We start from the raw sequence: 20,911 nt of genomic DNA, 5'->3' as shown, positions 1-20,911 counted from the left end.
CCGCCGCCCGCCGGCAGCACCGTTCAGCCGAACACGCCGCCAGTGGCGCGCACGCGCCGCGCGAATTCATCCGGCAGCAGGCCGGGGGCGAACAGGAAGCCCTGGCCCACCGGCACCCCGAGATCCAGCAGGAAGCGGCGCTGCGATTCCGATTCCACACCCTCGGCGACCAGGCCCAGACCCAGGCCGCGTGCGATGCCGGCTACGGCCTGGCACACCGCCACATCGGAGCGGTCGCCGGGCACGCCGCCGACGAACAGCTGGCTGAGCTTGAGCCCGTGGATCGGCAGCCGGCGCAGATAGTTCAGCGCGCTGTAGCCCTCGCCGAAGTCGTCGATGGTCAGCACCACGCCCATCGCGCGCAATGCGGCGAACACGCGCAGGGTGTCGGGCGCGTCCTCGATCAGCACGCGCTCGGTGAATTCCAGTTCCAGCGCCGTGCCGGGCAGGTCGAACTCGGCCAGCACGCCGCGCACATGTTCGGCAAGGTCGTCGCCAAGCAGCTGCCGGAACGAGACGTTCACCGCGACCCGCACCACGCCGAGTCCGGCATCGCGCCATGCGGCGGCCTGACGGCAGGCCTCGCGCATGACCCAGGCCCCGATGCGCACGATGTCGCCGGTGCTTTCGGCATGGTCGATGAAATGGTCCGGACGCATCTCGCCCAGCTGGCGGTTGCGCCAGCGGATCAGTGCTTCGGCGGCGACGATGCGACCGCTGCGCAGGTCGACCTGCGGCTGATAGACCAGATGGAATTCGTCGTTGTCGATCGCGCGGCGCAGGTGGGTTTCCACGCGCAGCCGTTCCTGCTGGTTCTGGGACAGCGCCGGCGTGAAACGCTGCCAGCCGTTGCGGATGCGCCGCTTGCTCTCGTACATCGCCGCGTCGGCGTTCTGGATCAGGGTCTGCGGCCGGTCGCCATCCTGGGGCGCGCGGGCGATGCCGATGCTGGCGGTGATGGCGAATTCCTCGCTGTCGAACCGGAAGCCGTCGCCGAAGCTGTCGAGGATCGCGTTGGCCACGCGCTCGGCATACGCGCCGTCGTGGCCGGCGTCGCAGACCACGAGGAATTCGTCGCCGCCGAAGCGCGCGATGCTGCCGGCCTCGCCGACCGCGCGCCGGATGCGATGGGCGGCGGCCATCAGCAGTTCGTCGCCCGCGGTGTGGCCCAGGGCGTCGTTGACGAACTTGAAGCGGTCGAGATCGATGTACAGCACGGCCGCCGCGGCGCGAACGGGATCGGCCATGCGCAGCTCGAGTTCGCCCAGGATGGCGTCGCGGTTCAACAGACCGGTCAGCGGATCCGTGCGCGCCTGCAGGCGCAGGATTTCCTCGTCGCGCTTGCTGCGGGCGATGTCCTGCAGCGTGCCGGTCAGGCGCGAGGTCGCCGGATCGCCCTGCCGCGGCCCGCCGATCGCGCGCACCCAGAAGGCGCTGCCATCGCGGCGCCGGCCCTGCAGTTCGAGATCGAAGCCGGCGGCCTGCAGCATCGCGCCGCCCAGTCCGTCGCGCAGCCGGGCCTGGTCTTCGGGCTGCAGCAGTGCCACCAGGCCTTCCATCGTGTCGGGCGGCGCCTCGGCGTCCAGGATGCGGCCGGCCTCGACCGTGAGATGCAGGCGGTCGGTGGCGCAGTCCAGCTCCCAGCCGCCGATGTGCGCCAGCGCCTGCACACGGTCGAACATCGCGCTGTCGCGCTTGAGCGCGGTGACGTCGCTGAAGAGGGACAGCACCTGGTGCGGACGGTCACCGCCCGGCGGGTATTGCGGCACCGCGGTTACCATCAGCCAGTACAGCTGGCGCCGCATGCGGTGATACAGACCGACCAGGGCGCTTTCGACGATGCGACCGTCGGCCAGCGCGCGCACCGGCGGCAGGGCCTGCCACGGCAGTTCCTCGCCGTCGGGCGCGATCGCGATCCAGTCGCCGAGATTGGCGGTGTCGCCCAGCGACGTGCCTTGGCGGATGCCGAGCAGACGCAGCGCGGCCGGGTTGCCGTAGACGAAGCGGCCGGCGACATCGTGGATCGCGATGCCGCGGTCGACGACGTCCATCAGTTCGCGGTAGCGCACCTCGGCCTCGCGGCGCTCGCTGAGGTCGCGCGCCACCGCGACCAGGCAGGGGCGACCCTCGTGTTCGAAGCCGGCCGTGTGCACCTCGACCGGAAACCGCGAGCCGTCGCCGCGCATGTTGGTGACTTCGATGACATAGGTGCGGCCGCGATGCACCGCGTCCCAGACCGGCGCCAGATGGTCGCGCGGCAGCTCCGGATTGAGCACATCGATGGGCTGGCCGACGATGGCCTCGCGCGTGCGCTGGTAGGCGCGCAGCCCGGCGCGGTTGAGGTCCAGCACGATGCCGTCGGCGTCGAGGATGCTGACCGGATCCGGCACCGCATCGAACAGCGCGTGGTAGCGCAGGTGCGCCGCGTCGGCTTCGGCGCGGGCCGCCACCAGCGCGTCGAGTGCGCGGCGCAGCAGCGTGCGCGTGGCGTCGGGCAGGGTGGTGTCGTCGGCTGCGGCGGCCAATGCGCCGGGCAATGGTGGCGCGTGCTCCGGAGATTCCTGAAGCGCTGGGTCGTCCATGCCCGTCACCCGGTTCATTCGCGTTTGGCGAGTGCCTCTCCGACCTTGCTGCTGGTGGACCGTCCGAGACGCGCCGCGAGCCAGTGGCCGGTGTCGGCCAACTGGTCGAGATCGATTCCGGTGTGCACGCCCATGCCCTGCAGCATATACACCACATCCTCGGTCGCGACGTTGCCGCTGGCGCCCTTCGCGTACGGGCAGCCGCCGGCGCCCGAGACCGCCGCATCGATCACGGCGACGCCTGTTTCCAGACAAGCCAGCAGGTTGGCCAGCGCCTGGCCGTAGGTGTCATGGAAGTGCACCGCCAGCGCGGGCATCGGGACTTCGCTCGCGACCGCGCGCAGCATCGCCCGCGCCTTGAGGGGCGTGCCGACGCCGATGGTGTCGCCGAGCGAGATTTCGTAGCAGCCCATGTCATGGAGGGAACGTGCAACGCGGACCACGTCGGCCACCGGGACCTCGCCCTGGTAGGGACAGCCGAGCACGGTCGAGACATAGCCGCGCACGCGCACGCCGTCGGCGCGGGCCCGGGCCAGCACGGGCGCGAAGCGCTGCAGCGATTCCTCGATGCCGGCATTGATGTTGCGGCGGTTGAAGGCCTCCGAGGCGGCGGTGAAGACCGCGATCTCCTCGACCCCGGCCGCGCGGGCACGGTCATACCCGGTCTCGTTGGGCACCAGCACCGGATAGGCGATGCCCGGTCGGCGTGCGATGCCGGCGTAGACCTCGGCCGCGTCGGCCAGCTGCGGCACCCACTTCGGGCTGACGAAACTCGTTGCTTCGATGGTCTGCAGGCCGGTAGCCGAGAGCCGGTCGATCAACTCGATCTTCGCAGCGGTGGGGACGAGTGTCGCTTCGTTCTGCAGTCCATCACGCGGACCGACTTCGACGATGCGGACCTCCGGCGGCAGCGCGCTCATTCCAGCACCGCCAGCGTCGCGTCGGCCTCGACGAATTCGCCGACCTGGGCGCGCAGCTCGGCCACCGTGCCGTCGCGCGGCGCCTTCAGCGCCAGCTCCATCTTCATGGCTTCCATCACCAGCAGTTCCTGGCCCGCGGTGACCGCCTCGCCGGCCTGCACGCGTACCGCGACCACGCGGCCGGGCATCGGCGCGCGCACGCGGTCGTCGGCATCCGCCGCGCCCGCCGCGCTGCGCTGGGCTTCGTCGATGCGGCGCAGCTCCAGACGGGCGACGCCGTCGTGGACCAGAACCGCATCCCGTGTCGCGTGCACCTGCAGCTGCCGGGCGCGGCCATCGAAGCGCGCCGACAGGGTGCCCGCGTGCAGGCGCGCGCCGCGGACCTCGATCCGGCCGCTGTCGCTGGCGACGTCGTAATCGCCGGCATCTCCGGTCACGGCCAGCAGATACCGCTGGCCACGATGCTCGAACACGGCCCGCCGCGCCGCGCGTGCGCCGAGGCGCCAGCCGTCGTCGATCGCCCAAGGCGAGGCATCGCCGCCGGACGCGCGCGCCTGGCCCGACAGGCCGGCCACGGCGGCTGCCGCGATCAGCGCGGGATCCGGCGCCGCGTCATCGTCACCGGCGATGAACTGGTCCAGATGGCGGTCGAGGTAGCCGGTGTCGATCGTGGCGTCGACGATGGCCGGATGGCGGACCAGCCGTTCGAGGAAAGCGATGTTCGATTTCGGGCCTTCGATCGCGCAGTCCGCCAGCGCCTCGCGCAGGCGGGCGAGGGCGCGCGGTCGGTCGGTGTCGTGGACGATCAGCTTGGCGATCATGGGGTCGTAGAAGATCGTCACCGTGTCGCCTTCGATCACGCCCGAATCCACGCGCACGTGCGCCGACGGCGTCGGCAGCCGCAGCGTGCGCAGCGTGCCCGAGCCGGGCAGGAAGCCGGCGTCCGGGTCTTCGGCGTAGAGACGCACTTCGATCGCGTGACCGATCTGCGGCACGTCGGCCTGGGCGAGCGGCAGCGCTTCGCCGGCGGCGATCCGCAGCTGCCAGTCGACGAGATCCAGCCCGGTGGTCATCTCGGTGACCGGATGCTCCACCTGCAGGCGCGTATTGATTTCCATGAAGTAGAAATCGCCCGACGGCGCGACGATGAACTCGACGGTGCCCGCATTGGCGTAGTCGATGGCGCGCGCGGCGAGGACGGCGGCCTCGCCCATGGCGGCCCGCAGTTCGGGGGTGAGGAACGGTGACGGCGATTCCTCGAACACCTTCTGGTAGCGGCGCTGGGCGGAGCACTCGCGCTCGTTGAGATGGATCGCGTTGCCGTGCCGGTCGCCGAAGACCTGGAGCTCGATGTGCCGCGGCGATTCGATGTAGCGCTCCAGCAGCACGCGGTCGCGACCGAAGGCGTTCTGCGCCTCGCGCTGGCAGCTTTCGAGATTGGGAATGAACTCCTCGAGCGCGCGCACGATGCGCATGCCCTTGCCGCCACCGCCGTGCGCGGCCTTGATCATCAGCGGCACGCCGATCCGCGCCGCTTCGCGCGCCAGCGTGTCGGGGGTCTGGTCCTCGCCGGTGTAGCCCGGCACCACCGGCACGCCCGCAGCGGCCATCAGGTCCTTGGCGCCGGCCTTGCTGCCCATCTTGCGCATCGAGGCGGCGGACGGCCCGATGAAGCGCAGGCCGGCGGCCTCGACGGCTTCGGCGAAGTCGGCGTTCTCGCTGAGGAAGCCGTAACCGGGATGGATCGCCTCGGCGCCGGTGGCGCGTGCGACCTCGAGGATCGCGTCGCCGCGCAGGTAGCTGTCCGCCGGGCGCGGGCCGCCGATCGGCCAGGCCTCGTCGGCCAGGCGCACGTGCTGCGCATCGGCGTCCGCATCGGAGTAGACGGCGATCGTGCGGATGCCGAGCGTGCGGCAGGTGCGGATGACGCGGCAGGCAATTTCGCCGCGGTTGGCGATCAGAACGCTGGAGAACATCGGGACATCCGGTACGGGGCGCGCGACCGGGTCGCAGGCGCCGGAAAAGGAACAGCAGCTCGGGCGGGTGCGGTCAGGGCGCCCAGGCGGGCGGGCGCTTGTCGAGAAAGGCGCCCAGGCCTTCCTGCCCTTCGGCCGACACGCGCAGTGCGGCGATCAGGCTGGCGTTGTCGTGATCCAGCCGATCGCGATCCGGCGTGGCGACCACGGCGCGGACCAGGCGCTTGGCCTCGGCCGCGGCGAAGGGGCCGGCCTTGAACAGCAGCGCGATCTGCCGGTCGACTTCGGCATCGAGTTGCGCGGCGTCGACCACGGCGTGCAGCAGGCCGATGCGCAGCGCCTCGTCGGCGCCGAACATCTCGGCGGTCGCAAACCACCGCCGCGCCTGGCGTGGCCCGATCGCGGCGACCACATAGGGCGAGATCACCGCCGGCAGCAGGCCGAGGCGGCTTTCGGTCAGGCCGAACTTCGCCTCCGGCACGCCGATCGCGATATCGCAGCACGCAACCAGACCCACGCCACCGCCGAAGGCCGCGCCATGCACACGGGCGATCGTCGGCTTCGGCAACTCGTCCAGCGTGCGCATCAGGCGGGCGAGGGCGAGCGCGTCGTCGCGGTTCTCGTCGACGCTGGCCGCGGCCATGCCGCGCATCCAGTTGAGATCCGCACCGGCGGAGAACGAGGGGCCGCTGCCTTCCAGCACGACCACGCGGATGTCCGGATTCTGGCCCAGCTCGGCCAGCGACGTCGTCAGACGCGCGATCAGATCGGCGTCGAAGGCGTTGTGCAGCGCAGGGCGGTCGAGGCGCAGGCGGGCGACCGCGCCGCGGCGATCGAGATTCAGGACGTCGGACATAGGCATGCGGACCAGCGAAAGCAGGCCGGAATCATAACGACTCGCACCGTTGGCCCATGTCGCAGTGCACCCAAAACCGATGCGACTCGTTGTTCCGGGCACTGCGGGCAGGCGGGTGCGACGAGCGCTGATCCATCCCGCAGGCAGGTGGTGTCGGACGCACGCCGGCACTGGGCGCGCTTTGTGGCCATCGGTGGCCTGCCTGCAACATCTGCGGCGATTGCGGACAACTGCATGGCTCGCGCCCGCGTCGCGCATGTGCACGCGTCGACGCGTGTAACGCCCGCAGTGAGGTCAGCCGACGCTGTGCGTGGCCTGCATGTAGGCCAGTGCGGCGTCCCAGGACGCCGTCGCCGTCTGCCGCCAGGCATCCAGAATGGTCTCGACGAATTGGCTCCCGCCGTTGCCCAGGCGCAGGCCTGCCATCGGCGGCGCCTGCTCGTCCCAGAGGAAATCGGTGACGAGAATGAAATCGTCCGCGTCGGCTCGCGTCCAGGCCGCGGCACCGCGCAGCGGGGCCAGCAGCTGGATCAGGTCGTAGTAGTTTTCTGTAGCCTGCAGCAGCACCACCTCGCAGCGTCCCGCCGCGTCGACGGTGATCGGCGGCGCGCCCAGCCGGGGATTGCCCTGCCATGCCTCCAACAGGGCGCCGATGCTCGGGGCCAGCGGCGCAGCGCCGACGACCTCGGACGGCAGCGGTCCCGTGCCCGGCAGCTGCCGGTCGAGCCAGGCCTGCCAGTCGTCATAGGCGGTGGGCGGTGTCGGTGTGCTGGACAGGAACGCGGCGTACGCGCCGTCGTCGAAAGTCAGGCGCGCGTAGAGCGAAGCAGGTTCGGACATCGGTGTTCCAGTGGACGACGTACGAGGCGCCGGCGGCCTCAGTGGCGGCCGCGGCTCAGCGGCGACCGCGTCGGACGCCGCTTGTCATCGGTCGGCGTCACTTCCACCGACAGGTTGAAGGTGCGTTCGTCGCCCACCAGCAGCGCGCCCACGCCGACGACCTGGCGCTTGATCTCCTTGCCGTCGCCGTCCTGGATGGTCAGCACGACCGAGTATTCCCAGGCGCCGCCTTCGGCCGGGTGGCGGATGCGCCCCTCGACCTGCAAGGCGGTGGTGCTGGGCTCGCGCTGCACGCTGTTGCCCGCCACGATCGGCGAGGCCGACGGGGCGTCCAGTTTCAGGAAGTGCTGGCACGCCGGACAGCGCGCAGCGCTCTCCAGGATGGTGGTCTTGCAGTGCGGGCAGGTGCGGGTCGCACCTGCCGCGCCCGGGCGACTGCTCACGGTCAGGCGGCGTCGCTGGACTTGTCGTTGGCGGCCTTGTCCTTGGCGTTGCCACCCGAGCCGGTGTTCGTGCTCGTGCCGGCAGCGGTGGTCTTGACCTCGCCCCAGCCGCATTCGATGTGGCCGCGGATCTTGGAACCCGACGCGACCGTCAGCGAGCCGGCCTTGAGGTCGCCGGTGAGCACCGCCGAATCCCGCAGCTCGACCAGCGACGCGGATTCGATGTTGCCTTCCAGTTCGCCCGATACCAGCACCTGCTTCGCACGCACGCCGCCGTTGAGCTTGGCACCGTGTTCGATGGTCAGGTTGCCCTGCACGTTGACATCACCCTTGAAGCGACCGGCGATGCGGACGTCGCCCGTACCTTCGATCTTGCCTTCGATGGTGAGATCGGCGGCGATCACCGATTCCTTGGACGTCGGCGCAGGTGCGGGCGCGGGGCGCTGCGCGGGCGGCGCCGTGGCCGGGGAAAAATCAGCGACCGCAGGCGCGGGGGCGGCGTCGCGCGCAGGCGGCGCGGGCGGCGGCGGATCGGAGGCGAAAGTGGGGGAGTTCGTCTTGGCGTTACCGGACTGCGGAAAAATAGCCATGTCGCGCGTTACCTCGGATTGGACAGGGTGGACGGCTCGAACATGCTCGAACAGGGGTTCGAACGGGGGAGACGCGCCGCCGCAGTCGTCCGGCGGACGCGGAGGTCGAGCCTAGCACGGAGATCGCCGCTTCCAACTGTGATCGCCGCAGCGGAATCGAGAACCGGCAAGGACTTGGCCTGTACTCGCGAAGTGTTACCGGAAGTCGCGTCACCGCGACCCTACATCCGGAAGACGCCATAGCGGGTGGGCTCGATCGGTGCGTTGAGCGAGGCGGCGATGCCCAGGCCCAGCACGCGGCGGGTATCGGCCGGATCGATGATGCCGTCGTCCCACAGCCGCGCGGTCGCATACCAGGGGCTGCCCTGCGATTCGTACTGGTCGCGCACCGGGGCCTTGAAGGCTTCTTCTTCGTCCGCGCTCCACGCGCCGCCGCGGGCCTCGATGCCGTCGCGCTTGACGGTCGCCAGCACGCTCGCGGCCTGCTCGCCGCCCATCACGCTGATGCGCGCGTTGGGCCACATCCACAAAAAGCGCGCGCCATAAGCCCGGCCGCACATCGCGTAGTTGCCCGCACCGAAGCTGCCACCGATGACGACGGTGAACTTGGGCACGCTGGCGCAGGCGACGGCGGTGACCATCTTCGCGCCGTCCTTCGCGATGCCGGCATTCTCGTATTTGCGACCGACCATGAAGCCGGTGATGTTCTGCAGGAACACCAGCGGAATGCCGCGCTGGTTGCACAGCTCGATGAAGTGCGCGCCCTTGAGCGCGCTCTCGGAGAACAGGATGCCGTTGTTGGCGACGATACCCACGGGCATGCCGTGGATGTGCGCAAAGCCGGTGACCAGGGTCTTGCCGTAGCGCGCCTTGAATTCGTCGAAGGCGCTGCCGTCGACGATGCGCGCGATGACCTCGCGGATGTCGAACGGGCGACGCGTGTCTCTGGGTACGATGCCGTACAGCTCCTCGCGCGCGAACAGCGGCTCGCGCGGTTCGCGCGTCGCCACCGGCAGCGTCTTGCGCCGGTTGCAGTGGCCGACGATGTCGCGCGCGATCTGCAGCGCGTGGCGGTCGTCCTCTGCGAAATGGTCGGCCACGCCCGACAGGCTGGTGTGCACGTCCGCGCCGCCGAGCGCTTCGGCATCGACCACTTCGCCGGTCGCCGCCTTCACCAGCGGCGGGCCGCCGAGGAAGATCGTGCCCTGCTCCTTGACGATGATCGACTCGTCGCACATCGCCGGCACATACGCGCCGCCGGCCGTGCAGCTGCCCATCACCACCGCGATCTGCGGAATGTTCTCCGCGCTCATCCGCGCCTGGTTGTAGAAGATCCGGCCGAAGTGTTCCTTGTCCGGAAACACCTCGTCCTGCAGTGGCAGGAATGCGCCGCCGGAATCGACCAGATAGACGCAGGGCAGGTGGTTCTCGCGGGCGATCTCCTGCGCGCGCAGATGCTTCTTCACCGTCATCGGGAAATAGGTGCCGCCCTTGACCGTCGCATCGTTGGCGACGACCACGATTTCCTGGCCCATGACCCGGCCGATGCCGGCGACGACACCGGCCGCGGGCGCCGCACCGTCGTACATCGCCTCCGCCGCGAGCGGCGCGATCTCCAGGAACGGCGAGCCGGGGTCGAGCAGGGTGGTGATGCGCTCGCGCGCCAGCAGCTTGCCGCGCGCGGTGTGCTTGGCCTGCGCCTGTTCGCCGCCGCCCTGCGCCGCGCGCTCGAGCCGCGCGCGCAACTCGTCGGCAAGGCCGCGGTGGTAATCCGCATTGGCCGTGAAGTCCGCCGAGCGCGGGTCGAGCTGCGAGGTCAGTGCCGGCATCGGAAATCGCCTGAGTGAAAACCGCAAGGATACGGAACCGGCCGGATATCCGCAGGCGAGCCCGTACGGGTGCACGCAGGGGCGCAGTGGTGCGGTCTGCGTAACGGCACGGCGACACAATGAAAAAGGCCCGCCAATGGCGGGCCTTCCAGAACGAAGTGACGTCGCGCGCTGGATCAGCGGTCGGCGCGCTCTTCCACACGCTCGCCGGTTTCCTCGATCGCTTCGCCCGCGCGCTGGGTGGCGCGACCGGTGGCGGCAGCAGCCTCGCGTGCAGCGGCTTCGGTACGTGCGGCGGCCTGGTCGGCGCGGATCTCGGCCTCGCGTGCAGCGTCGGCGCTCGCCGCGGCAGCGGCATCGGCGCCTTCGCGCGCGGCCTGGCCGGTGGCGGAGGCGGCATCGGAAATCGCACGGCCGGCGTTGCTGGCCGCGGCGTCGGCCTCTGCGCGCTCGCGCTGTGCATCGGGCGAGCTGTTGTTGCAGGCCGCCAGTGCAAGGGCGGCGACGGCGGTCGCAGTCATCAGGGTGAAACGCATGGCAGCTCTCCTGTATCCGGTGGGTGTGGCGCGGATGGTGAGTGCGCTTCCGTGAGGGCGGTGCGAATCGAAAGGCGCCCGCGCGGATGCGTCCCAGGCGTGGCTGCATGCGATCGGATACGGGCCATGACCCGGCACGGATGCGTGCGCCAGAAACAAAGAAAGCCGCCGGAGACCGGCGGCTTTCCAGATTCACTGACGGTGGCGAAACGCCACCGGGGTGAATTACGGCGTGACTTCTTCCGCGGCCGAAGCAGCGTCTTCAGCCTTCTGCTCGGCGTGGTCGGCCGTGTCAGCAGCGTGCTCGGCAGCAGCGTCGGTACCGGCGGCAGCGGCGTTGGCAGCGGCGTCGGCAGCGGCGTCAGCAGCAGCAGCGGCGTCGTCGGCAGCAGCCTGGGCGGTGCCGGCAACGGCCGGGTCGGTGGCTTCGTTGGCAGCAGCCTGCGCGTCGGCAGCAGCGTCAGCAGCGCCTTCGGCCGAGCTGTTCGCCTGGTCAGCGTTGCTGCAGGCAGCCAGCGCGAAACCCATAGCCAGGGCAAGCAGAGCCTTGTTGATCGTCATTGTGTCTTCCTCGTCTGAAAGTGTGGGCAACGCGCTTAATGCGCGCCGGCCACATGATGACAAGCCGCGTACAGCTGTCAAGCGGAGATGCGTGGTTTTTTCGTAAAAAACACGTTATCCGAAGTTCACGCCATTTCCACGGCAATTGCCGTCGCTTCGCCGCCACCGATGCAAAGTGAGGCAACGCCGCGCTTCAGGCCGCGCTGCTTGAGCGCATGGACCAGCGTCACGATGAGACGCGCGCCGCTCGCACCGATCGGATGGCCGAGCGCCAGTGCGCCCCCATTCACATTCAGACGGTTGTGCGGGATGCCCAGATCCTTCATCGGCGCCATCGCGACGTTGGCGAAGGCCTCGTTGATCTCGAACAGGTCGACATCCTCGACCTTCCAGCCGGCCTTGTCGAGCACGTTCTGGATCGCCGTCACCGGCGCGGTGGTGAACCATTCCGGCGCCTGCGAATGGCGGGCGTGGGCGACGATCCGCGCCAGCGGCTTGAGGCCATGTGCGGCGGCTTCGTCGGACGACGTCAGCACCAGCGCCGCCGCGCCGTCGGAAATGCCCGACGAGCTGGCGGCGGTCAGCACGCCGTCCTTGCCGAACGCGGCGCGCAGGGTGGGGATCTTCTCGGCCTGGATCTTGCCGGGGGCCTCGTCGGTGTCGAAGGTCGCATCGCCCTTGCGGGTCTTGACCGTCACCGGAACGATTTCGTCCTTGAACGCGCCGGACGCGATTGCCTGCTTCGCGCGGTTGCCGCTTTCGACCGCGTAGGCATCAAGATCCTCGCGCGTGAAGCCGTACTTGTGGCTGGCGATGTCGCCGAACACGCCCATCGACTGGCCGTCGTAGGGATTGGTCAGGCCGTCCAGCGCCATGTGATCGAGGAATTCGGCGGTGCCGTAGCGGATGCCGGTGCGCGAGCCGTTGAGCAGATGCGGCGCATTGGTCATCGACTCCATGCCGCCGGCCACCACGACCTTGGCGGTGCCGGCCTTGATCAGATCATGGCCGTACATCACTGCCTGCATGCCCGAGCCGCAGACCTTGTTGATCGTGACGCAGCCGGCGCTGTCCGGGATGCCGGCCGCGCGTGAGGCCTGGCGCGCAGGCGCCTGGCCGAGACCGGCCGGCAGCACGCAGCCGAGGATGGTTTCGTCGACCTGGTCGGCCGCGATGCCGGCATGTTCGAGGGCGGCGGTGATCGCGGCCGCACCGAGGGTCGGCGTGGGGACGCCGGTGAACTGGCCGAGCATGGAACCGATGGCGGTGCGCTTGGCACCGACGATGACGATGTCAGTCATGGGAGGAACACTCCGGGAGGAAACTGCACAGGTCCGCGATTATCGCATCGCGCCGGGGAGAAGTGCCGGAAGAGGCTGCGCGCGCATTTTCCCGCGACACCTCGGGCCGCCGAGGATGGCGGGCGTCCCGGAATACGGGTATAGATGCCGGCCACAGGGAGCGATCACGCATGGGTGCCATGCGTGACGGATTGGGGAGGTTCAAGATGCGGAATTCGTTGCATTTCTCGGGCGTGCGCGTGGCGCGCCGTACGGCGTTGGCGTGTGCGCTGTCCACCGCGTTGGTCGCCTGCGGCGGAGGCGGGTCGGGCAGTGGCCTGACGATTCCCACGCCACCGCCTTTGGTGGTCTCGCCGAAGCCGCCGGACACGACGAATCCGCCGCCGACCGTGCAGCCGCCGAACCCGGCGTACAGCGGCCACCTGGTCGACACCAATACCGCTGCGGCGCATCAGGCAGGCTTCACCGGAAAGGGCGTGCGCATCGGATTTCTCGACAGCGGCATCCAGCGCGACCATCCCGCACTGAAGGATCGCGTCGTCGCGAACCTCAACTACGTCGGTCCCGGCAACAATCTGTCCGTCGACGATGTCGACGGCCACGGCACCGCGATCGCGCAGACCGCTGCAGGCCGGCCGTTCGGGACCTGGCCCGGCGGCATCGCACAGGATGCCGAGCTGGTGTCGGCGCGCATCATCAGCGACAAGCCGCCGGCAGATGACGGCACTGGCGGCGGCAACGAGATCAGCGGGCCGCTGGGCCTGGCCCGGGTCCATCAGGACCTGATCACGCGCAACGTCAAGGTCATGAACAATTCCTGGGGCGGGCTGTACTGGAACAACCTCAGCGTGACCGAGCAGATCGCCGCCGAGTACCGACCCTTCATCAACAACCATGGCGGTCTCGTGGTGTTCGCATCGGGCAATTCGAGCTTCGCGAATCCGTCCGACACCGCGGCCCTGCCGAGCAAGGCGGGCGTCAACGGCACCACGCCCGGAGCGGACCTGGAGCGCGGCTGGCTCACGGTCGGCGCGCTCGCAGAAGGCAGCACCACGCAGCTGGCCAGCTATTCCAACGCGTGTGGCGTTGCGATGCGCTATTGCCTCGTGGCACCGGGCACCGTGGTCGTAACGGGCACGAACGATACGCCCGGCGCACCGACCTATTACCGGTACTCCGGCACCTCGCTCGCTGCACCACTCGTGTCGGGCGCGGCGGCCCTGGTCTGGGAAGCGTTCCCGTACTTCAACAACGATCTCGTGCGTCAGACGCTGCTCGGCACGGCGACCGATCTCGGTGCGCCCGGGGTGGATCCGGTCTTCGGCTATGGCCTGCTCAATGTGGGCAAGGCAGTGCGCGGGCCCGCCCGGTTCGACTGGGGTGACGTGACCGCCAACGTCGGCAACGGCGCCTCGGTATGGGGCAATGACATCAGCGGCGCCGGCGGTCTGATCAAGCGCGGCACAGGTTCGCTGCGCCTCGATGGCACGGCAACGTTCACGGGTGCGACGCGTGCCGAGGCCGGCACGCTGGTCTTCGCGTCGTCGATCCCGGGGAGCGCGACCGTGGACGCAGGCGCGACCCTGCAATTGCGGGGGCCCGGCGTGCGAGGCAATCTGATCAATCGCGGCACGTTCTCGGTGGCGGGCAACGGACGCGCCCGCGTGATCGAGGGCAATTTCCAGCAGGCCTCGGGTGGCAGGCTCGCGTGGCAGATCGGTTCGCCGCTGCAGGTCAAGGGGACCGCTGCGTTGGCCGGCGAACTGCAGGTGGCCGGGATCGCCAGTGGCTACACGCATGCCCGCCGCGAGAACGTGGTGGAGGCGGGCAATGGCATCAGTGGCGCTTTCGACACGATGACGCGCGGCCCGGGTGTGTTTCTCGACGGCACCCTGCGTTACGACACCAATCTCGTCTGGCTGGACGTCATCCGCCTCGACGTGACGGCGGCCGCAGCTTCCATGTCCGGCGTCAGCGCCGAGGCGCTGGGCGCAGCCGGGCGTGTCGAGGGTGCATTCGCGGGGCTCGATGGCCAGGTGGGCGGCGCAACCGGCACCGCGTTCGGCGATGCGGCAGGTGCGTTCCAGCGCATCCAGAGCGAGTCGGCCGCAGTCGCGGCGCTGGAAAGCATGTCGGGCGCGCAGCATGCCGCGGCGCTGACGTCCACGTTCGACACCATCGACCTGGGACGCCGCGTGGTGGCCTCACGCATCGGCTCGCTCGCATCGGCCGATGCCGGTATCGGGGTGTGGCGGGAATCGCTGGGCCAGGGCGGGACCGGTGGCTTCGCGCGCGACGGGTTCAGCGTGGACGGCTGGAGCATCGGCCGCGATCACCTGCTCGGGAACGGACTGGTCGCCGGCTTCGCCTTCGGCGAGGTGCGCGGCGACGGCATCGCGGAAGCGCGCGGTGATCGCAACCGCGACCGTCAGACGCAGGCACAGGCCTACCTCGCGCGCAGCTTCGGCAACAGCTACGTCATGGCGCAGCTCGGCAACGGGCGCTTCGATCGCGAGATGCAGCGCCAGCTGTTCGCTGGCGAATCGTGGCAGGGCGTGTCGACGCGTTACGCCGGCCGCTACACCCAGGCTGCGGTCGAGCTGGGGCATCAATGGCAGGCCGGCGCCGCGGCGTTCGGGCCGTACGTGGGCGCCGAGCAGGTGCGCCTGCGCAGCGACGGCTTCGATGAGCGCGGTGGTGACGGCTTCGGTCTGCGCAGTGCGGGCTGGGACATCGAACGCAGCCAGGCGATCGCCGGTCTGCGTGCGCGTTGGGACGCGCCGGGCTTCTCGCTGCACGGCTACGGCGAATGGCAGCAGACGCTGTCGTCGAGCGGCTTCGACCTGCAGGCCAGCTTCACCGGCATCGAAGCCTGGGCGCCGATTGCCGGGCTTGCGCCGGCACGCTCCGGTGGGCTGGTGGGTCTGGGCCTCGAATCCTGGCTGACGCCGCGCGCGCGGATGATGCTGGGCGTCGACCAGCGGTTCGGACCGCGCGGCACCGACCGCATGGCGTCGATGCGACTCGCCTACGGGTTCTGACCGGCTGTCCGGAACTCAAGAGGCCGCCCCAAGGGCGGCCTTTTTTTTGATCTGTGGGAGCGCATTTGTGCGACAGGCTATCGTGCGCAAGCGCGCTCCCGCAGGTGGTCACAGCTGTGCAATCGCGTGCTCGAGAACAACTGGCGGTCTTCCGAGCACCTACTTCGCACACGCTGCGGAAGGATTCCATGCGCCCGCCCGACAGGTGCAGGCAGACCTGCACACGCAGCCCTCGTCATCAACTCTTGCCGTCGAACAGCTCCCGTCCGATCAGCATGCGGCGGATCTCGTTGGTGCCGGCGCCGATCGCATAGAGCTTGGCATCGCGCAGGATGCGGCCGGTCGGGTATTCGTTGATGTAGCCGTTGCCGCCGAGGCTCTGGATCGCTTCCAGCGCGACCTGGACCGCGGCTTCCGAGGCATGCAGCAGGCAGCTGGCCGCGTCGACACGCGAGCTGTGGCCGGCGTCGTAGTCGCGTGCGACGGTGTAGGCGAACGCGCGACTGGACTGCAGCGACGTGTACATGTCGGCGATCTTGGCCTGCATGATGCCGAAGGTGCCGATGGCCGCGTCGAACTGGCGGCGTTCGCGCACGTAGGGCAGGGCGAGATCCAGCGCCGCCTGCATCAGGCCCAGGGGGCCGCCGGTCAGCACCAGGCGTTCGGTGTTGAGGCCGCGCATCAGCACCTTGACCCCGCCGTGGACCTCGCCCAGCACGTTGTCTGCGGGAATCTCGCAGTCCTCGAACACCAGCTCGCAGGTGTTCGAACCCCGCATGCCCAGCTTGTCGAGCTTCTGCGCGGTGCTGAAGCCCTTCATGCCCTTCTCGACGAGAAACGCCGTCATGCACTTCGAGCCCGCATCCTTGCCCGCGGTGCGCATGTAGACGATCAGCACATCGGCCTCGGGGCCGTTGGTGATCCACATCTTGTTGCCGTTGGCGACCCACACGTCGCCGCGCAGTTCGGCGCGGCAGCTCATCGAGCCGACCACGTCCGATCCCGCACCCGGCTCGCTCATCGCCAACGCGCCCTTCCACTCGCCGCTGCACAGCTTCGGCAGGTACTTCTGCCGCTGCGCCTCGGTCGCGTTCGCATACAGATTGGCGACGCACAGGTTGGAATGCGCGCCGTAGCTCAGGCCGACAGATCCAGACGCGCGCGAGATCTCCTCCATCGCGACCAGATGCGCGAGATAGCCCATCTCGCTGCCGCCGTACGCACCCGGCACGGTCAGGCCGAGCAGGCCCATCTCGCCGAGCTTCGGCCACAGGTCCTGCGGGAAGGCGTTGTCGTGATCGATGGCCTCGGCGCGCGGGGCGATCTCGGCCTCCGCGAAGCGGCGCACGGCATCGCGCAGCGCGTCGAGTTCTTCGCCGAGCGGGAAAGTACGCATCTGGACTCCTGGTTCGGACAGGGCCGCATGGCGGCCGGTGCGCGTCGTGCGCGCGGGAATTTCAAGGGTGCCGGGATGTGCGTTTGCAGCACGGCCCGCGCCCGGATACGACGATGGGGCCGAAGCCCCATCGCGTTGTACGGCTGGATCAGGCGCCGCGCACGCGGCCCTGGAAGCGCGGTGCCGCGCGTCCCAGCGGCAGCTTGAGCTTGCCCATGATCTCGATCCGTTCTTCGGCGAGGCGATCGGCGGCCATATAGGTCGGGATGCCATCGCGCTCGGCGATTTCGAAGATGCGCGTGAGGTTGTGGTAGATCGTGCGCATCATGCGCATCGCACGCTCGCGGTTGTAGCCGTCGATCTCCAGCGACACGTTCATCACGCCGCCCGCGTTGACCGCGTAGTCGGGCGCGTAGAGGATGCCGCGCTTCTCGACTTCGTCACCGATTGCGTTGTTGGCGAGCTGGTTGTTCGCCGCGCCGCAGATGATCTTGGCCTTCAGGCGCGGCAGCGTCTGCTCGTTGACCGTGCCGCCCAGGGCGCACGGCGAATAGACGTCGGCGTCGACGTCGTAGATCTCGTCCAGGCCCACGGCTTCGGCGCCGTACTCGCTGACCGCGCGCTCGACACGCTCCTTGTTGATGTCGGTCACGAAGATCTTCGCGCCGCGCTCCTTGAGCAGCTTCACGAACTCGATGCCCACGTGGCCCAGACCCTGCACCGCGTAGCTGTAGTTGCCGACGTCCTCGTTGCCGAACTTGCGGTTCAGCGCCGCCAGCAGGCCCTGCATCGTGCCGTAGGCGGTGAACGGCGACGGGTCGCCCGAGCCGCCATGGACCTGGTGCACGCCGGTGACGTACTGGGTCTCGCGGTAGACGTATTCCATGTCGTTGACGTCGATGCCGACGTCCTCGGCGGTGATGTAGCGACCGCCCAGCGATTCGACGAACTGGCCGAACGCACGGAACAGGCCTTCGGACTTGTCCGTCGCCGGATCACCGATGATCACCGCCTTGCCGCCACCGATGTTCAGGCCGGCCACCGCGTTCTTGTACGTCATGCCGCGCGACAGGCGCAGCACGTCGTTCAGCGCTTCCTGCTCCGACGCATACGGCCACATGCGCGTGCCGCCCAGCGCCGGGCCCAGCACGGTGTTGTGGATCGCGATGATCGCCTTCAGGCCGACATCCTTGTTGTGGCAGAACACGACCTGCTCGTGGCCGTAGGTGTCGAGGTGCTCGAAAATCATTCAAAACTCCGTCGCGGGCGTGAGGCCCGGCACGTGTGGTGGCTGGAGCGGCGAGGGGGCTGATGCGATCGGCCGGTGCGGCCGGAGGATCGGACAGGGCCGCGGTGATGGCGAGAAGCGCGGCATTTTACGCGGGTCGTTCCGGAATTGGTTGAAGACGCAACAATTGCGGACAAATCCCATTCACATCAGGCACTTGGAACAGCCGATGCGGAGCAGAAAGGCTGACGCAGTGCAGCATTCGCGATGTCGCGTCCGGCGACCGGAGAAACGCCACGCAGGAACCGCTGCGCGCGCTGACGCTGCCGTGCGCAGCGCCGTCTAGAGCTGCGATTCGATCGGCAGCCAGCGCACCACGCGTGCGGTCGCGCGCTGGCGCAGGGTGCTGCCCGGTTCCTTCGCGATCGCGCGCGCCGGATCTTCTGCGCGGTCCAGCCAGCGCAGGCGCCCGCGATGGTCCAGATACACCCAGTAGCTCATGTCCGGGCTGGCCAGGTGCAGGTACTCGGTCAGCAGCGCCGCACCCAGCGCCGGGTCGTCGAACAGCACGCCCATCTCGGTGTTGAGGTTGGCCGAGCGCGGATCGAGATTGAACGAGCCCACGAAGCCGCGCGATCCATCGACCAGGATCGCCTTGGTATGCAGGCTGGCGCCGCTGCTGCCGAACACGCTGCTCGCCGCCTTGGCATCGGTCTGGCTGCGGCTTTCGAACAGGTGCACGCCGCCTTCCAGCAGTTCCTTGCGGTAGCGCGAGTAGCCGCCGTGCACGGCCACCACGTCGTTGGCCGCCAGCGAATTGGTCACCACGCCCACATGCACGCCGCGCTCGGACAGGCCGACCAGGCCATCGGCGCCGTCCTGGCCGGGCACGAAGTAGGGCGACATCAGCAGCGCGGTGTGCTGCGCCGAGGTGACGTTGTCCATCAGATGGTCGACCAGCCAGTTCTTGCGGTCGTCGCCGCGCCACTTGATCGGCGGGTCCGACAGCACGCGCACGCCTTCGGTCCAGATCGGCGTGAGTTCCTGCGAGAAATACCGGCGCACGCTGGGCGACACATCCATCGCATCGAGGAAGCGACGGGCTTCCTCGCTGTCGGCTTCGTCGTGGATGCGGGCCAGCACCTCGCGAAGAGTGGCCGGCGGCTTGCGGTTGAGCCCGGCGATCGGGATCGCGGCTTCGCTGTTCCAGAAGTCGTCGAAGATCGTGCTGGCCTGGGCCACGGCCGGGCCGAACAGCACGATGTCGAGGTCGTGGAAATTGAAGGCTTCGGCGGCGCTGAAGTACTCGACGCCGATGTTGCGCCCGCCGACCACCGCCACGCGGCCGTCGGCGATCCACGCCTTGTTGTGCATGCGGTGGTTCACGCCCCAGGCACGCTGCACCATCTCCAGCAGGCGCAGCACGCCGGTGCGGTTGCGGAACGGGTTGTAGACGCGCAGTTCGATGTTGTCGTGCGAGTCCATCGCCAGCAGCGTGGCGTCCATGTCGCCGATGCCGATGTCGTCCAGCAGGATGCGCACGCGCACGCCGCGTTCGGCCGCCTTCCACGCCTCGTTGGCCAGCAGCCGGCCGGTCAGATCGTCGTGCCAGATGTAGTACTGCAGGTCGAGGCTGCGGCCGGCCTGCCGGGCCGAGATCGCGCGTGCGGCGTAGGCGTCGACCCCATCGGGCAGCAGGATCGCGCCGGTGTGCTCCGGATTGCGCGCCAGCAGCGGCACGAGTTCGCGGTCCAGTGCCGTGGCGTCATCGGCCAGTGGCAGCGTGGTGCTCGGTCGTCCGGTGGCCGGCGGCAGCAGCCGGTCTGCAATGAAAATGCTGCTGATCGCCATGACCAGCAGGGTGAACAGGCCCCAGCCCACGATTTTCTTGACGCGTTTCTTCATGGTCTGGACGGTCGGGTCATCCGTGCAAGCATCGCAGATTCGTCCTGCCGCCGTGCGGTGGCTGCGATACTGCCGGGCTTTCGCAGACGGAGCAGGGCCATGGTGGACGTGTCGGAACAGGTGGTGCTGGTGACCGGCGGCGCGCGCGGACTGGGCGCGGCCATCAGCCGGACCTTTCTCGACGCGGGCGCGCGGGTGGTGGTGAATTTCCATCGCAGCCGTGACGCCGCCGAGGCTCTGGCCGGCGAATGGCCGGGCCGTGCGTTGGCCGTGAAGGGCGACGTCACCGACGCCGATGCGGTGCGCGCCGTGCTCGACCAGGCGGCCACGCACTTCGGCGCGCCCGTGACCACGGTCATCAACAACGCGCTGGCGGATTTCCGTTTCGACGGCGACGCCCGGCCGCACGCGGATGCCATCATCTGGTCGCGGTTTGCCGCGCAGTTCGAAGGCAGCGTGCGCGGCGCGCTCAATACCGTGCAGGCCGCGTTGCCGGGCATGCGCGCGGCCGGTGGCGGACGCGTGGTCAACATCGGCACCAACCTGTTCCAGAATCCCGTCGTGCCGTATCACGACTACACCGCCGCGAAAGCCGCGCTGCTGTCGCTGACTCGCACCCTGGCCGCCGATCTCGGCCCCGACGGCATCACCGTCAACATGGTGTCTGGCGGCCTGCTGCGCACCACCGATGCCAGCGCCGTCACGCCCGAGGCGGTGTTCGATTACATCGCCGCCGCCACGCCGCTGCGCCGCGTGACCACACCGGCCGAATTCGCCGACGCCGTGCTGTTCTTCGCCTCGCCCTGGGCGCGGGCGGTGACCGGGCAGAATCTGGTCGTCGATGGCGGGCTGGTCAAGGACTGACGGGGCACGCCGAAGCGCTGACGGACGCTGGTTATCGGGTCGG

The 20,911-nt window shown here is 69.1% G+C and carries 16 protein-coding genes; 2 read left to right on the top strand and 14 right to left on the bottom strand.

Features of this window, described 5'->3' with window-relative positions:
* Window positions 1-23 precede the first annotated feature (23 nt).
* From AC3A5K_RS04075 to AC3A5K_RS04025, 11 genes are all read right to left on the bottom strand, one after another.
* Window positions 24-2,582 carry a sensor domain-containing protein gene (locus AC3A5K_RS04075; RefSeq protein ID WP_487616217.1) on the bottom strand — a complete coding sequence of 853 codons (2,559 nt, stop codon included), beginning with the start codon at window positions 2,580-2,582 and terminating at the stop codon, window positions 24-26.
* A 14-nt stretch (window positions 2,583-2,596) separates the two neighbouring features.
* The gene (locus AC3A5K_RS04070; protein WP_487616216.1) at window positions 2,597-3,502 is read right to left on the bottom strand and encodes a hydroxymethylglutaryl-CoA lyase; all 906 of its coding nucleotides are present in this window, start codon (window positions 3,500-3,502) and stop codon (window positions 2,597-2,599) included.
* Window positions 3,499-5,478, bottom strand: coding sequence for an acetyl/propionyl/methylcrotonyl-CoA carboxylase subunit alpha (locus tag AC3A5K_RS04065; protein ID WP_487616215.1), 1,980 nt, complete (start codon window positions 5,476-5,478; stop codon window positions 3,499-3,501). Before AC3A5K_RS04065 ends, AC3A5K_RS04070 begins: the two co-directional genes overlap by 4 nt.
* Window positions 5,479-5,551: 73 nt before the next feature.
* The gene (locus AC3A5K_RS04060; RefSeq protein WP_487616214.1) at window positions 5,552-6,334 is read right to left on the bottom strand and encodes an enoyl-CoA hydratase-related protein; all 783 of its coding nucleotides are present in this window, start codon (window positions 6,332-6,334) and stop codon (window positions 5,552-5,554) included.
* A gap of 294 nt (window positions 6,335-6,628) precedes the next feature.
* Window positions 6,629-7,174, bottom strand: a complete 546-nt coding sequence (locus tag AC3A5K_RS04055) for a hypothetical protein (protein ID WP_487616213.1) — start codon at window positions 7,172-7,174, stop codon at window positions 6,629-6,631.
* Window positions 7,175-7,212: 38 nt separating this feature from the next.
* Window positions 7,213-7,617 (bottom strand): hypothetical protein, encoded by a 405-nt coding sequence (locus tag AC3A5K_RS04050; RefSeq protein WP_487616212.1) that lies wholly within the window; start codon window positions 7,615-7,617, stop codon window positions 7,213-7,215.
* A 2-nt stretch (window positions 7,618-7,619) separates the two neighbouring features.
* A complete protein-coding gene (locus AC3A5K_RS04045; protein WP_487616211.1) occupies window positions 7,620-8,207 on the bottom strand; it encodes a bactofilin family protein in 588 nt (195 codons plus the stop codon).
* A gap of 221 nt (window positions 8,208-8,428) precedes the next feature.
* Complete coding sequence (locus AC3A5K_RS04040) at window positions 8,429-10,036, bottom strand: carboxyl transferase domain-containing protein (RefSeq protein ID WP_487616210.1); 1,608 nt, start codon at window positions 10,034-10,036, stop codon at window positions 8,429-8,431.
* 176 nt (window positions 10,037-10,212) lie between these two features.
* Window positions 10,213-10,572: a hypothetical protein gene (locus AC3A5K_RS04035; protein ID WP_487616209.1), complete on the bottom strand. Its 360-nt coding sequence runs from the start codon at window positions 10,570-10,572 to the stop codon at window positions 10,213-10,215.
* Window positions 10,573-10,797: 225 nt separating this feature from the next.
* Window positions 10,798-11,133, bottom strand: a complete 336-nt coding sequence (locus tag AC3A5K_RS04030) for a hypothetical protein (protein ID WP_487616208.1) — start codon at window positions 11,131-11,133, stop codon at window positions 10,798-10,800.
* A gap of 125 nt (window positions 11,134-11,258) precedes the next feature.
* Complete coding sequence (locus tag AC3A5K_RS04025) at window positions 11,259-12,434, bottom strand: thiolase family protein (RefSeq protein WP_487616207.1); 1,176 nt, start codon at window positions 12,432-12,434, stop codon at window positions 11,259-11,261.
* 206 nt (window positions 12,435-12,640) lie between these two features.
* Here AC3A5K_RS04025 and AC3A5K_RS04020 point away from each other — a divergent pair, with 206 nt between their 5' ends.
* Window positions 12,641-15,475: a S8 family serine peptidase gene (locus tag AC3A5K_RS04020; RefSeq protein ID WP_487616206.1), complete on the top strand. Its 2,835-nt coding sequence runs from the start codon at window positions 12,641-12,643 to the stop codon at window positions 15,473-15,475.
* Between the two features lie 238 nt (window positions 15,476-15,713).
* On the opposite strand, the gene AC3A5K_RS04015 is transcribed toward AC3A5K_RS04020, so the two are convergent.
* The 3 genes from AC3A5K_RS04015 to AC3A5K_RS04005 form a co-directional block, all read right to left on the bottom strand.
* On the bottom strand, window positions 15,714-16,871 hold the full coding sequence (locus tag AC3A5K_RS04015) for an isovaleryl-CoA dehydrogenase (RefSeq protein ID WP_487616205.1): 1,158 nt from the start codon (window positions 16,869-16,871) through the stop codon (window positions 15,714-15,716).
* Between the two features lie 148 nt (window positions 16,872-17,019).
* Window positions 17,020-18,120: a Glu/Leu/Phe/Val dehydrogenase dimerization domain-containing protein gene (locus AC3A5K_RS04010; protein WP_487616204.1), complete on the bottom strand. Its 1,101-nt coding sequence runs from the start codon at window positions 18,118-18,120 to the stop codon at window positions 17,020-17,022.
* A 321-nt stretch (window positions 18,121-18,441) separates the two neighbouring features.
* Window positions 18,442-20,004, bottom strand: coding sequence for a phospholipase D family protein (locus AC3A5K_RS04005; protein WP_487616203.1), 1,563 nt, complete (start codon window positions 20,002-20,004; stop codon window positions 18,442-18,444).
* Window positions 20,005-20,103: 99 nt separating this feature from the next.
* Here AC3A5K_RS04005 and AC3A5K_RS04000 point away from each other — a divergent pair, with 99 nt between their 5' ends.
* Window positions 20,104-20,868, top strand: a complete 765-nt coding sequence (locus AC3A5K_RS04000) for a 3-oxoacyl-ACP reductase (RefSeq protein WP_487616202.1) — start codon at window positions 20,104-20,106, stop codon at window positions 20,866-20,868.
* Window positions 20,869-20,911: the final 43 nt, after the last annotated feature.

It is taken from the genome of Luteimonas sp. Soil_C_5 (assembly GCF_057656615.1).
Note: the sequence above shows the minus strand (reverse complement) of the source record. Positions and strands in the feature narration are given on the sequence as shown.

Coding starts and splice junctions, on each gene's coding strand:
- AC3A5K_RS04075 (WP_487616217.1), bottom strand. CDS start 2,582: ATGGACGACCCAGCGCTTCAGGAATCTCCGGAGCACGCGCCACCATTG.
- AC3A5K_RS04070 (WP_487616216.1), bottom strand. CDS start 3,502: ATGAGCGCGCTGCCGCCGGAGGTCCGCATCGTCGAAGTCGGTCCGCGT.
- AC3A5K_RS04065 (WP_487616215.1), bottom strand. CDS start 5,478: ATGTTCTCCAGCGTTCTGATCGCCAACCGCGGCGAAATTGCCTGCCGC.
- AC3A5K_RS04060 (WP_487616214.1), bottom strand. CDS start 6,334: ATGTCCGACGTCCTGAATCTCGATCGCCGCGGCGCGGTCGCCCGCCTG.
- AC3A5K_RS04055 (WP_487616213.1), bottom strand. CDS start 7,174: ATGTCCGAACCTGCTTCGCTCTACGCGCGCCTGACTTTCGACGACGGC.
- AC3A5K_RS04045 (WP_487616211.1), bottom strand. CDS start 8,207: ATGGCTATTTTTCCGCAGTCCGGTAACGCCAAGACGAACTCCCCCACT.
- AC3A5K_RS04040 (WP_487616210.1), bottom strand. CDS start 10,036: ATGCCGGCACTGACCTCGCAGCTCGACCCGCGCTCGGCGGACTTCACG.
- AC3A5K_RS04035 (WP_487616209.1), bottom strand. CDS start 10,572: ATGCGTTTCACCCTGATGACTGCGACCGCCGTCGCCGCCCTTGCACTG.
- AC3A5K_RS04030 (WP_487616208.1), bottom strand. CDS start 11,133: ATGACGATCAACAAGGCTCTGCTTGCCCTGGCTATGGGTTTCGCGCTG.
- AC3A5K_RS04025 (WP_487616207.1), bottom strand. CDS start 12,434: ATGACTGACATCGTCATCGTCGGTGCCAAGCGCACCGCCATCGGTTCC.
- AC3A5K_RS04020 (WP_487616206.1), top strand. CDS start 12,641: ATGCGGAATTCGTTGCATTTCTCGGGCGTGCGCGTGGCGCGCCGTACG.
- AC3A5K_RS04015 (WP_487616205.1), bottom strand. CDS start 16,871: ATGCGTACTTTCCCGCTCGGCGAAGAACTCGACGCGCTGCGCGATGCC.
- AC3A5K_RS04010 (WP_487616204.1), bottom strand. CDS start 18,120: ATGATTTTCGAGCACCTCGACACCTACGGCCACGAGCAGGTCGTGTTC.
- AC3A5K_RS04005 (WP_487616203.1), bottom strand. CDS start 20,004: ATGAAGAAACGCGTCAAGAAAATCGTGGGCTGGGGCCTGTTCACCCTG.
- AC3A5K_RS04000 (WP_487616202.1), top strand. CDS start 20,104: ATGGTGGACGTGTCGGAACAGGTGGTGCTGGTGACCGGCGGCGCGCGC.